Origin of the sequence: Pectinatus haikarae (assembly GCF_015732185.1) — a bacterium.
In the GTDB taxonomy this organism is placed as follows: Bacteria; Bacillota; Negativicutes; order Selenomonadales; family Selenomonadaceae; genus Pectinatus; species Pectinatus haikarae.
This window is the reverse complement of sequence record NZ_WIQM01000007.1, coordinates 99,689-113,637: the sequence shown is the minus strand read 5'-3', so window position 1 is coordinate 113,637 and position 13,949 is coordinate 99,689. Positions and strand designations below refer to the sequence as shown.

5 protein-coding genes and 1 CRISPR repeat array (1 of these 6 cut by a window edge) are annotated in these 13,949 nt (G+C 43.4%); all 5 genes read left to right on the top strand.

All coding sequences use genetic code 11. The features are described from left to right. Window positions 1-6,792: direct repeats of the CRISPR family, unit length 32 nt; unit sequence GTCGCACCCTTTATGGGTGCGTGGATTGAAAC (it extends 188 nt beyond the left edge of the window). A 236-nt stretch (window positions 6,793-7,028) separates the two neighbouring features. After that, window positions 7,029-8,690 carry a DUF4127 family protein gene (locus I6758_RS04080; RefSeq protein WP_196603931.1) on the top strand — a complete coding sequence of 554 codons (1,662 nt, stop codon included), beginning with the start codon at window positions 7,029-7,031 and terminating at the stop codon, window positions 8,688-8,690. 27 nt (window positions 8,691-8,717) lie between these two features. Further along, the gene (locus I6758_RS04075; protein WP_196603930.1) at window positions 8,718-9,083 is read left to right on the top strand and encodes a YkvA family protein; all 366 of its coding nucleotides are present in this window, start codon (window positions 8,718-8,720) and stop codon (window positions 9,081-9,083) included. Between the two features lie 16 nt (window positions 9,084-9,099). Then, window positions 9,100-11,367 carry a DNA topoisomerase 3 gene (locus I6758_RS04070; RefSeq protein ID WP_196603929.1) on the top strand — a complete coding sequence of 756 codons (2,268 nt, stop codon included), beginning with the start codon at window positions 9,100-9,102 and terminating at the stop codon, window positions 11,365-11,367. 101 nt (window positions 11,368-11,468) lie between these two features. Then, window positions 11,469-12,815 carry a hemolysin family protein gene (locus tag I6758_RS04065; RefSeq protein WP_196603928.1) on the top strand — a complete coding sequence of 449 codons (1,347 nt, stop codon included), beginning with the start codon at window positions 11,469-11,471 and terminating at the stop codon, window positions 12,813-12,815. Between the two features lie 162 nt (window positions 12,816-12,977). Further along, entirely contained in the window at window positions 12,978-13,940 is a 963-nt protein-coding gene (pfkA, locus tag I6758_RS04060; RefSeq protein WP_196603927.1) for a 6-phosphofructokinase, read from the top strand. The last annotated feature ends 9 nt before the right edge of the window (window positions 13,941-13,949 follow it).

Here is a 13,949-nt window from a genome sequence, read left to right as displayed (position 1 = left end):
TTTGGCTCATGTCGCACCCTTTATGGGTGCGTGGATTGAAACATCAACTGCCGTGTATCGTAAAGCCAGCGACCACGTCGCACCCTTTATGGGTGCGTGGATTGAAACGCACTTTCAGCTGTTCCTGCGTTTACCGCAGCTAGTCGCACCCTTTATGGGTGCGTGGATTGAAACTATAAGTCCTTGGCGCGCGATATATCGCGATATAGTCGCACCCTTTATGGGTGCGTGGATTGAAACTCTATATGTTCTCTAACATATTGCCTTGTGATAGTCGCACCCTTTATGGGTGCGTGGATTGAAACGCTATTTTAATTTAGCATCAACATACCGTTTAGTGTCGCACCCTTTATGGGTGCGTGGATTGAAACTTTTCTGGAATTTCTTTTAAAGCTTTCTGTAATCGTCGCACCCTTTATGGGTGCGTGGATTGAAACTAGCAAGTTCGGATTTTAATTCTTCAAGATCGTCGTCGCACCCTTTATGGGTGCGTGGATTGAAACGCTACCGCCTTTCCGGTCTGCGTATATTGAATTTGTCGCACCCTTTATGGGTGCGTGGATTGAAACTGCCATCGGAGCGGATTATTTTTTTGGTGCTTCCGTCGCACCCTTTATGGGTGCGTGGATTGAAACATTCATTTAACCCGCCTAAAAGTAAAAATGTCTGGTCGCACCCTTTATGGGTGCGTGGATTGAAACGTTACAAAAAATGGCAATACAAAAATAATCAACGTCGCACCCTTTATGGGTGCGTGGATTGAAACTGTGTCAGGCCGTTGCAACTAAAATGGAAAAATCGTCGCACCCTTTATGGGTGCGTGGATTGAAACATTTTATCCCCGACCGGAAAGCAAAAAAGTGTGACGTCGCACCCTTTATGGGTGCGTGGATTGAAACGCAGATAGAGACGGCAGAATACCAGACTGGGCAAAGTCGCACCCTTTATGGGTGCGTGGATTGAAACGTTCAGGAATGTTGTCTGAAACTTGATTTTCGGTGTCGCACCCTTTATGGGTGCGTGGATTGAAACTGTAAACATCCTGCGTTCAGCCATCAACTCACCTCGTCGCACCCTTTATGGGTGCGTGGATTGAAACAAATTATGGCAAACGTAAATGGTGGAATTATAAAGTCGCACCCTTTATGGGTGCGTGGATTGAAACAGCAAAAAGAAACATGCCGCTGCAGAGGATGGAACGTCGCACCCTTTATGGGTGCGTGGATTGAAACGTATGAGCCTGAAACAGTAAGTTATCAGCATATAGTCGCACCCTTTATGGGTGCGTGGATTGAAACACCTATTGCGTGCCGATTAAAGGTAGTACGTTCCGTCGCACCCTTTATGGGTGCGTGGATTGAAACGTACGTATAGGTGCATATTCAGAAGAACGAACAGTCGCACCCTTTATGGGTGCGTGGATTGAAACATGGGTAGTAAATCTTCTGGGACTGATAATACTCGTCGCACCCTTTATGGGTGCGTGGATTGAAACATCACCGCCGTCAATATATCCTAAAAGTGCATCGTCGCACCCTTTATGGGTGCGTGGATTGAAACACTTGAATGTATTCCTGATTTACGCCGTCTGTGAGTCGCACCCTTTATGGGTGCGTGGATTGAAACGCAGTATCAACGACGGAATTTATAAGCCACTTGCCGTCGCACCCTTTATGGGTGCGTGGATTGAAACATATAGTCGCCCGAACCATAAGCCCGAAACGCTACGTCGCACCCTTTATGGGTGCGTGGATTGAAACACAAATTCTATTGCCTGCTGCATGGTGCAGAGCAAGTCGCACCCTTTATGGGTGCGTGGATTGAAACACCTTGTGAACAAGATTCTGCATCTGGGAATAAGTCGCACCCTTTATGGGTGCGTGGATTGAAACATCAAGTACCGGGGGCAGCACACAGCCGCGTACGTCGCACCCTTTATGGGTGCGTGGATTGAAACTTGTATGAAGCCGGAAAGCATAAAATTGTCACGGAGTCGCACCCTTTATGGGTGCGTGGATTGAAACATAAGTTACGATTATTCACGGTTAAAGGAGTAAGTCGCACCCTTTATGGGTGCGTGGATTGAAACTTTGATAAATGCTGGATGCGGATTCGTGCTTGAAGTCGCACCCTTTATGGGTGCGTGGATTGAAACGTTTGGTGGTATTGGAATATCAACTTATCAAGCTAGTCGCACCCTTTATGGGTGCGTGGATTGAAACTAGTACTCAGGAAAGTCTCTGGAAAATTGCTAAACGTCGCACCCTTTATGGGTGCGTGGATTGAAACACATGGCTTACGGATGGGATTATGTTTTCATGTAGTCGCACCCTTTATGGGTGCGTGGATTGAAACCCCAATTCTTTTCGGAGCTGCCGACTATCGCGGAGTCGCACCCTTTATGGGTGCGTGGATTGAAACGCCGGACCGTGTTCGGTGGCTGTAAAATGGACGCGTCGCACCCTTTATGGGTGCGTGGATTGAAACGCTCTTTACGATCATATTCCGGATCGTTTTGCACGTCGCACCCTTTATGGGTGCGTGGATTGAAACATATTAAGTGTCGTTGTAATATTTATTGCTGTTGCGTCGCACCCTTTATGGGTGCGTGGATTGAAACGCATCGCCTGCTTTGGGCGCGTTCGCGTCTCCCCGTCGCACCCTTTATGGGTGCGTGGATTGAAACTTACCGTCCAGATAGGTTTTTATCCATGTGCCCACGTCGCACCCTTTATGGGTGCGTGGATTGAAACAAAGTTACCCCGGCCGGAAAAATAACCGTCTCAAGTCGCACCCTTTATGGGTGCGTGGATTGAAACAACTTCGCACCGTGATCCGGGTACCAGTCCCCCATGTCGCACCCTTTATGGGTGCGTGGATTGAAACTATTAGCCAGTGGCACTACTTCAAGATAAGCGACGTCGCACCCTTTATGGGTGCGTGGATTGAAACGTAAACTCAAGGCGGAAGCGGATTTAAAGGAGGCGTCGCACCCTTTATGGGTGCGTGGATTGAAACGCAGAGTAGTATCAAGTGCATAGACAAACGGCTTTGTCGCACCCTTTATGGGTGCGTGGATTGAAACACTGATTAAATGCAGCGACAAATCCGGTTAACATGTCGCACCCTTTATGGGTGCGTGGATTGAAACATTAGTAACGGAGCTGTTGAGCACACCTCTATTGCGTCGCACCCTTTATGGGTGCGTGGATTGAAACGTCACTGGTTTCCCAACAAATGCTAGATTGTCTTGTCGCACCCTTTATGGGTGCGTGGATTGAAACACTGATTAAATGCAGCGACAAATCCGGTTAACATGTCGCACCCTTTATGGGTGCGTGGATTGAAACATTAGTAACGGAGCTGTTGAGCACACCTCTATTGCGTCGCACCCTTTATGGGTGCGTGGATTGAAACGTCACTGGTTTCCCAACAAATGCTAGATTGTCTTGTCGCACCCTTTATGGGTGCGTGGATTGAAACGCGACTCGTCACAGATGACGAGACGCCCACAGGAGGTCGCACCCTTTATGGGTGCGTGGATTGAAACGCGTTATGTAGCACCGCCCAAATATAGTTTTCAGTCGCACCCTTTATGGGTGCGTGGATTGAAACAATTAGCAAGATTACTTTTTTTGGAAAAGCTCTAGTCGCACCCTTTATGGGTGCGTGGATTGAAACATACAGCAACAGCTGACAGCAGCGGAGTAATTACGTCGCACCCTTTATGGGTGCGTGGATTGAAACATTAAGTGGTGTCCCGTTACCGTCAACATCGTCACGTCGCACCCTTTATGGGTGCGTGGATTGAAACGTTGTATGGCATAAAGGATCCAAATATAAAGGATGTCGCACCCTTTATGGGTGCGTGGATTGAAACTATGACGTACGAAGCAGAACAACGAAATGAGGAGTCGCACCCTTTATGGGTGCGTGGATTGAAACTAATGTATCGCTCATCTGCTCACCCCCATCATTAGTCGCACCCTTTATGGGTGCGTGGATTGAAACGCTTCACCGGCTCCTGGAATAAACATCAATGGCACGTCGCACCCTTTATGGGTGCGTGGATTGAAACAATATAACAGGTGACATCGTACTTGATGGCACTAGTCGCACCCTTTATGGGTGCGTGGATTGAAACGTATTCTGCTAGGGGTAAAAACCTTACAAAAGTGTGTCGCACCCTTTATGGGTGCGTGGATTGAAACCCGACATCGCCCGGCGATAATCGCCGATCAACGTCGCACCCTTTATGGGTGCGTGGATTGAAACGAAACAATAACGGGGATATGCGAAAACACCCTTAGTCGCACCCTTTATGGGTGCGTGGATTGAAACATCTGTTGAATTTACGCGCCCTGACTGGCATGAAACGTCGCACCCTTTATGGGTGCGTGGATTGAAACGACAAACATAATAGGGAATTACTTTCGCACAAAAGTCGCACCCTTTATGGGTGCGTGGATTGAAACTAAATATTGATTAAATCGTTTACCAGATTCTTGCGTCGCACCCTTTATGGGTGCGTGGATTGAAACTAATTCTGCTGATATTGAATGCTGTCGCTAAAATCGTCGCACCCTTTATGGGTGCGTGGATTGAAACTTGCGGTGATGAAAGTCCATTATTTGTTTTCCGTCGCACCCTTTATGGGTGCGTGGATTGAAACTTCATCATACGAGTTGATAAAACTATTTATACCGTGTCGCACCCTTTATGGGTGCGTGGATTGAAACGACATAATTTCACTAATGGCAGAATGGTCAATCTCGTCGCACCCTTTATGGGTGCGTGGATTGAAACTTAATACTGTTGATTGTGCCAGTCAGTAGGTATACGTCGCACCCTTTATGGGTGCGTGGATTGAAACAAGATATATTTTTAAGTCTCGTTGTGTTGGGAATGTCGCACCCTTTATGGGTGCGTGGATTGAAACGTCTTGGATATACTTTATTATATAGCCTTATAACGTCGCACCCTTTATGGGTGCGTGGATTGAAACATTGAAGGAAATACTACTAAAAATAAATTCTCTAGTCGCACCCTTTATGGGTGCGTGGATTGAAACACCTAATAATCTGGTGGAAGAAAATGCTATTAAGTCGCACCCTTTATGGGTGCGTGGATTGAAACCTGAGTTTAGTATTAGATGCAATATAGCACCTGCGTCGCACCCTTTATGGGTGCGTGGATTGAAACGACGATATTGAAGAAATTAATGATCATTATGAAAAGTCGCACCCTTTATGGGTGCGTGGATTGAAACAATAATGTAGTATTGCATTCTATAGCATATATTTGTCGCACCCTTTATGGGTGCGTGGATTGAAACACACTGTAGATATTAATAAGACGGTGCATAGATCGTCGCACCCTTTATGGGTGCGTGGATTGAAACGGATATATTCTTGGTTGACGCCATCCGTCACCCAAGTCGCACCCTTTATGGGTGCGTGGATTGAAACGCAGATAAGAAAGCACTATATGATAGTCTAATAAGTCGCACCCTTTATGGGTGCGTGGATTGAAACATCAAACAACGCATTCTCGGACTGCTCTCTAAAAAGTCGCACCCTTTATGGGTGCGTGGATTGAAACTTACCTGCTGTCGTGGTTATTGTGCCTTGCCATTGTCGCACCCTTTATGGGTGCGTGGATTGAAACTAAAAATACCGATTATTATTCAGGATAATCAAGACGTCGCACCCTTTATGGGTGCGTGGATTGAAACAAAATAGCTGGTATTTAGATCATACTTACCACCGCGTCGCACCCTTTATGGGTGCGTGGATTGAAACATGCTTGGCTGCAATAATAATGATAAGTCGGCAGGTCGCACCCTTTATGGGTGCGTGGATTGAAACATAAATATTACCATTATAGTCAACTGCATACCAGCGTCGCACCCTTTATGGGTGCGTGGATTGAAACATGATCAAGCCATTTTTCTTTTGAAAATGTTCCGTCGCACCCTTTATGGGTGCGTGGATTGAAACGGTGTAACGCGAAAAGAAGCGACTGCAGCGGTAGTCGCACCCTTTATGGGTGCGTGGATTGAAACATTGATCCGGCTTATGCTGCACGCATGGAGCTGGTCGCACCCTTTATGGGTGCGTGGATTGAAACTTCAGCATATCCGGCAGCGGTCAAGACATCTTTGGTCGCACCCTTTATGGGTGCGTGGATTGAAACTTCAGCATATCCGGCAGCGGTCAAGACATCTTTGGTCGCACCCTTTATGGGTGCGTGGATTGAAACTCATTAGCTGTGCTTTATTGAGCTCATCTTCAAGTCGCACCCTTTATGGGTGCGTGGATTGAAACTCAATATTTCTGTATATGACTGTGCGTCTGCAATAGTCGCACCCTTTATGGGTGCGTGGATTGAAACGTTACAACAACCACTGTTGGGTATGGCGATATTGCGTCGCACCCTTTATGGGTGCGTGGATTGAAACGTCACAACAACCACTGTTGGGTATGGCGATATTGCGTCGCACCCTTTATGGGTGCGTGGATTGAAACATAATAGTCACTAATGATATCTAATTTGATATCAGTCGCACCCTTTATGGGTGCGTGGATTGAAACTCTCATTTCCGCTACTGGTCATGTCCGCTAATCTCGTCGCACCCTTTATGGGTGCGTGGATTGAAACTGCATCAATAACATCGGATCGGCTCCCATACGCGTCGCACCCTTCATGGGTGCGTGGATTGAAACGTAAAAGTAACGGTACGATATCGGGATGGGATTACGTCGCACCCTTCATGGGTGCGTGGATTGAAACGCAAGGAATGATATGCCTGCTGGCAGCGTAATGGTCACACCCTTATGGGCGCGTGGATTGAAACACTTATAGAGGGATGCATGAAAGCCATTATTGAAGTTTTTTTACATGAAGTGTCGCACTTTACTTAACAATTCTCCGTATATATTCTGTCAAATTTTAAGCAACTGATTTATTTTTGGTATATTTTATGGTATTCTTAATAACTAAGAGAATATAGTATTGAGGTGGATTTTTTGGGTTATTATTTATCTGTACTGAAATATCCCAGTTGGAAAAAGATACTTGCGATGGTAATGCTATCGTTGTTTGTATTAAATTTGCAAAGTGTGCCGGCAGCGGCAAAGAAGGTAAAAGCTAAGGTAATCTTATATGTTCCTCATGATAATCGTCCGATATCGGACAAACAAACTGTGGCAGTAGCTGAAAAGGCAGGGGTAGTTATCAAGGTTCCTCCTGAGCAATTATTGGGAACTCGCACTTCACCGGGAGATCCAGATGGTTTATATCAATGGGTAATGAATAATGCACAGGATGCGGATGCTGCTGTTATTTCTTCTGATGCGCTTTTATATGGGAGCTTGGTAGCTTCTCGTAAGCATAGTTTTGATAGGACCGATATCTTGAAAAGGACGGATTACTTTATTTCTATTCATAAAAAGTATCCTAAACTTCCGGTATATGTTTTTTCTTCTATTATGCGCACACCTAAAAATGCTGCTGCATCAGGGACAGAAGAGCCTTCATATTATCAAACGTATGGCGATTATATTTTCCAGTATACGGCATTGCTGGATAAAAATATTTCTCAGGGACTTACAAGTAACGAAGAAGATCAGATGGTTCAGCTACGTCAGCATATACCGCTAAATGTGATTGATGATTGGATGGGCAGGCGTCGCAAAAATTTTGATGCCAATAAAGTCTTAGTTGAATTGACACGCAATAATATAATCAACTATTTAGTTGTGGGGTGCGATGATAACGCACCGTTTTCTCAAACGCATAATGAGCGTGTTGTACTCAGCCAGTCTGCACAAGGAATGTCAAGCAGCAATTTTCGCATTGTTGCAGGTGTGGATGAGATGGGGCTTCTTCTTATAACAAGAGCTATAAATAAGATCTATAGCTATGAGCCTGTTGTGGCAATTGGTTATGCCAGCGGATATGGTGGCGCTACTATTCCTTCTTATTCGGATGAGCCAATAGATAATTCTGTTCGTTCGGAGATAGATTTGGCAGGAGGGCGCCCTACAACATCAGCAAAGGGAGCGTCAATGATATTGCTGGTAAATACAAATGTCAGTGGTATGACATATGAAGCAGGTGAAAATCTCAATTCAATTTATCCGCGGGCTAATACGAATTCCTTTGTCAATATGATCGAGCATTATCTGGGAGATAAAACGCCTGTTGCTATTGGGGATATTGCATTTGCCAATGGTGCGGACAATGCGCTTATGCACAATTTACTGCAAAGGAATCTTTTATTTAAGCTGACTTCATATGCTGGCTGGAACACAGCGACTAACAGCACCGGCTGGTCAGTCGGGCAGGGATTGTTATCATTGCATATGACTGACGAAAATAAAAATATGCTTTTATTGACCAGATATGTTGATGACTGGTTTTATCAGGCTAATGTCCGGCAGACTGTTGCAAGAAAGCTGAATATATTTCCGGGCAGGGGCTCAAAGCTTTCTCTCGGTGATAAACTTGAACCTGCGCAGATCGATGCAGAGCAAATGACACAAAACTTATTTGACAAATACATGCCTTTTTTAAATATTAAAGCAGTAAAGGTGAATTTCCCATGGAATAGATTATTTGAATCCGACATTCAAATATCGCAGAACCCTAATGAATTTGTGGAAAAATTTTTTAGAAACTATAAATAAGTTTCATTTACATTTAAGGAAAGCAAGATGCGATTATCTTTTGTTTTTAAAAAATGCGGATATAATTTATTGGTGCTGTTATTGGCAGTACTTAATAAAACTACGCCAAAATATCAAAAAGGACTTATTGTTTTTGCTGTAATATATTTGTTCAGTCCCATAGATTTGATACCGGACAGTGTACCAATTGCAGGCTTTTTTGATGATGCAGTATTGGGCTCAGCAATATTAACAGCTGTTATAAAGTTACTGCCGGAAAATGTGAAACAAATATGCGGATGCAGGGCCAATTCAATAATAAAAAAGGCACCTATTGTGCTGGCTGTTATGGCAGTTATTTCAGTTATCATATTTTTGCTTATAGCTGAAACAGTGTGGAAATATTTCAGATGAACAGGAGCGTTAATATTTGCGTTTATATATAGCGGAAAAACCCAGTATGGGCAATGAAATCGCTAAGTGCCTCAAGGGACCGATGAAAAAGCACGATGGTTATCTGGAAACGACAGATGGGATCGTAACATGGGCTTTTGGACATATTTTGCGTCAGGCCGAGCCTGACGAGTATGATGTAAAATATAAAATATGGAAGTCACAGGATCTGCCGATAATTCCTGAAAAATGGCAGGTGCTTATCACTGCTTCAAGTAAAAAACAGTTTAACATAATACGGTCACTTATCGAAAAAGCTGATGAAATAGTTCATGCAGGAGATCCGGACCGCGAAGGGCAGCTGCTTATTGATGAGATATTGGATTATGTCGGCAACAAAAAACCAGTTAAACGTATATTACTGAATGCCCTGGATGAAAAAAGCATAAAGAAGGCCAATGATTCACTTTGTGACAATAAACAATTTTTGCCGTTGAAAAAATCAGCTTTGGCCAGAGCCAGAGCTGATTGGCTGATTGGGATGAATCTTTCGCGGGCTTATACATTGGCTGCTAGAAGAGCAGGGCACAGAAGATTAGTTCTGCCGGTAGGCCGCGTGAAAACACCAACACTTGCTTTGACAGTCCGCAGAGAAAGAGAATTGTCAGCTTTTAAACCAGTGGATTATTATACGATAAAAGCACAGTTTGAACATCAAAATGGGGAATTTTTCTGCATTTGGAAGGCTAAAGATACGCAGAATGGTCTTGACAATGAAGGTCGTTTGGTTGATGAACAAATTGCGAGAGAATTGTTAAAAATTTTTGATAAAGCTGATAAACCGGGACAGATAAGTTCATATAACACAGCAGAGAAAAAAGAGGTGCAGTGCCTGCCGTTTTCTCTCTCGGCGCTGCAGGTCCTGGCGGGAAGACATTTTGGTTATGAACCTCAGCAAGTTCTTGATACAGCACAGAAACTTTATGAAAAAAAAATGACTACATATCCGCGTTCGGATTGTGAGTATTTGCCTATCAGCCAGTTTGCCGATGCCAAGATCATATTGAATAATCTAAAGATATGCGGAGAAAAGCAGCTGGGAAAATGGGCAGATGGGGCAGATTCAAAGATAAAAAGCAAAGCGTGGAATGATAAAAAGATTTCCGCTCATCATGCTATAATACCCACGCAGACTAAGGTGAATTTCTCTACATTGAGTGAAGTGGAAAAAAATATTTATTTTTTAATAGCTCAATGCTATATAGCTCAGTTTTACCCTGTGCATATTTATGATCAAATAAAACTGATTCTTATGTTTGCAAATGAAAAATTTCAGGCAACGGGACGTACGGAAAAGCAGTATGGATGGAAAATGCTCTATATTACTGAAAACAAACTTGCAGAAGAAGAAAAAGATGATGAAAAAAATACTATTCCTTTAATGTGCAAGGGAGATGCGGCGACATATCTAAACGCGTCACTCGAAAAAAAAGCTACCAAACCTCCGTTACGGTTTACACCGTCAACATTGCTTGCGGGGATGAAGGAGATACACAAATATGTAAAGGATGCAGCAGTAAAAAAGAAACTGCGGGCTATATATGGCATAGGTACAGAAGCAACACGGGCCTCTATAATAGATGATTTGATAAAGCGGGGCTTTTTGTCAGCACAAGGGAAAAAGAAGTATCTGCAGCCTACTCAAAGTGCCTATATGCTTGTGGATGCACTTCCTGACGAATTGCTCTATCCTGACTTTACCGCAGTTTGGGAAGAATATTTGAATGACCTTTCTAATGGAAAAGGAACACTGGAAGATTTTTTGACCAAGCAGGAAAGTTTTACAACATTGCTTTGCAATAAAGCGTATGATGCTGCTATGCCTGTCGAGGGAGAGCATATATGCCCGCGATGTAAAAAAGGAGTGCTGGTAAAACGCAATGGGAAAAATGGCTGCTTTTGGGGATGCTCAAATTATCCCCGTTGCCGCATGACATGCAATGATAAAAACGGTGTTCCCGATTTTAAAGTGACCAATGAGAAAAAACAGGAATACGATAGAACGGAAATCAGTAAGAATATATCTGCAGGTATGATTTCGGCAAGGGATCTGATTATGCGCGAGAAAAAAAGTCACAGTGAACAGGTATACAGCCAAAAGAACAGTTACTTGTGCACATATTGCAAGGAAGGACAACTAAAGCGAATAAAAGGAAAAAACGGTTATTTTTGGGGATGCTCAAATTATCCGCATTGTACTGCCAATTTTGCCGATGATAATGGCAAACCAAATTTGACCGATTAATCTTAGCAGGCAGGATTTTTGGCATTTTGTTTTGAATTAATAATAAAGGATATATATTAGCATATAGGCTTGGAGGTGAACCCCGTGCACGCGGGTACTTATTGGATATTTTTTCTGTTTTCCTAAAATTTTTGCTGGTCTGTTTTTTAGTATTTATGAATGGTTTTTTTGTCGCTGCCGAATTTGCTATAGTGAAAATCAGAACTACAAAATTGGATATATTGATCCAGCGGGGAAATAAACGGGCACGATATGCGAAAATGCTTACGGATCATATGGATGCATCGCTTTCGGTCACTCAGCTGGGGATAACCTTAGCATCTCTTGGTTTGGGCTGGATCGGTGAACCTGCTGTTTCCGCTTTTCTGGAACCTTTGATGAGAATGCTGGACATAAATCCGCCGCTTGGACATTCTATTTCACTTGTGGTCGGGTTTCTTATTATTACGGCGCTTCACATTGTTTTGGGAGAACTGGCACCTAAATCTATGGCTATACAAAGGGTGGAACCCGTGGTGTTGGGAATAGCTCTGCCAATGTTGATTTTTCATAAAGTCATGTATCCGGCTGTATGGTTTTTAAATCATGTGGCTAATTGGGTCATACGGCATTTGGGATTTGAACCGGCTGCCGAGGAAGATGTTGCCCATACGGAAGATGAGATTCGTATTTTGATGGAAGAAAGTCACAGGCATGGCTACATTGACAAAACCGAATTGACATTTGTGGATAATGTATTTGATTTTGCAGACAGGAATGTACGGGAAATTATGATACCGCGCACGGATATGGTATGTCTTTATCTTGAAGATTCATCAGATGTAAATATAAAAACAGCACTGGAACAGCATTTGACTCGTTATCCTATTTGTCGGGATGATAAGGATAATATAGTTGGTTTTCTGCATATAAAGGATTTATTGCGATCTCTTTATATAGGCAAGAAGCCAGAGCTTTTGTCATTTATAAGGCCTGTTCCGTTTGTTCCTGAAACTATGCCCATCAGCAATCTGCTGCATACAATGCAGCAGCATAGAGTGCAATTAGCCATTGTTGTAGACGAATATGGCGGAACGGCAGGAATGGTTACAATAGAGGATATAATAGAAGAAATTGTCGGCGAAATACAGGATGAATTTGATGAAGAAAGACCATTTATTGAAAAAAAAGGAACACGTCTTTATTCAATAGACGGACGAATGCTCCTGAATGAACTGGACGATATACTGCAAGTGAAAATTGATGCGGAAAATATTGATACTGTTGGCGGATGGTTAGCTACCAGGGTAGATACACCGCCTCGTGTAGGACAGAAAACAACTTTTGGGATTAATGCTTTTTTTGTTGAAGAAGTGGAAAATATTCGTATTACGCGCATTCTTGTAAAGATCGGTGCTGAATTGAGCGAGGAACCTGATGAGATAAAAATTCAACAGGAAAGGATATGAGACAACGAAAAGATTGCTTTTTGTAAAAGGGCTTTACTTTTTGTCTGTAATTATCTAGGATATATAGAGTCCTTTTTAATGAAGTAATTTTCATTAGAAGGGTATCAGTATGTTTTATTATTGTGTTGCGGCTTTATCAATTATTAATGGGAGAGTGGGAAAATGTTAAAATCCATTGCGGTATTGACCAGCGGCGGAGACAGCCCGGGGATGAATGCAGCTACCAGAGCGGTTGTGCGTACTGCTGCTTTTGAGGGAGTTAAGGTCTGGGGCATTTATAATGGATATCAGGGGATGATCGACGATGAAATCCATGAGCTGACATCTCGCAGCGTAAGTGATGTGATACAACGCGGCGGTACTTTCCTTGGTACGGCACGAAGTGATGAATTCAGAACAGAGGCTGGCCGTAAAAAAGCACTGGAAAATTTGAAGAGTCATGGTATTGAAGGTCTGGTCATAATTGGCGGTGATGGAAGTCTCACGGGCGGATCACTTTTAAGCAAACTGGGGGGAATGCCTATTGTTGGTCTGCCGGGAACAATCGACAATGATGTATGGGGCACTGATTATACCATCGGAGCTGATACAGCAGTCAATACTATCCTTGATGCTATAAATAAGCTTCGCGATACAGCGTCATCACACCGCAGGATAATCGTCATAGAAGTAATGGGACGCAAATCAGGCTGGCTCGCTATGATGTCGGGAATAGCCGGCGGCGCGGAATACATATTGGTACCGGAGGCAAAATTTGATCTTGATCAGATTTGTCGAGAATTGAAAGAATCATATACTGACGGGCGCCGCTATAGTATAATTGTTGTTGCTGAAGGAGCCGGGAATGGAATTGAAATTGGCAAACAGATCGGCGCGAAAACAGGAATTGATACACGTGTATCAGTTCTGGGCCATATTCAAAGGGGCGGCTCACCTAGTGTGGAAGATAGATTAAAAGCCAGCATCCTTGGAGAACGTGCAGCTCTTGCCGTTATTTCCGGTGTTTCCAATGTAGTGTTTGGTTTTAATTCCGGTAAGGTTGTCAGTATAGATTTGTTCGATTCAGTAAATAATACTAAAACACTTGATCCGGAACTTGTTCGTCTGGCACGCGTTTTAGCCTGAGTTTGTGAA

Bases quoted from the DNA above. Each gene is read 5' to 3' on its own strand.
- I6758_RS04075 (WP_196603930.1), top strand. From the start codon at position 8,718: ATGCGATTATCTTTTGTTTTTAAAAAATGCGGATATAATTTATTGGTG.
- pfkA (WP_196603927.1), top strand. From the start codon at position 12,978: ATGTTAAAATCCATTGCGGTATTGACCAGCGGCGGAGACAGCCCGGGG.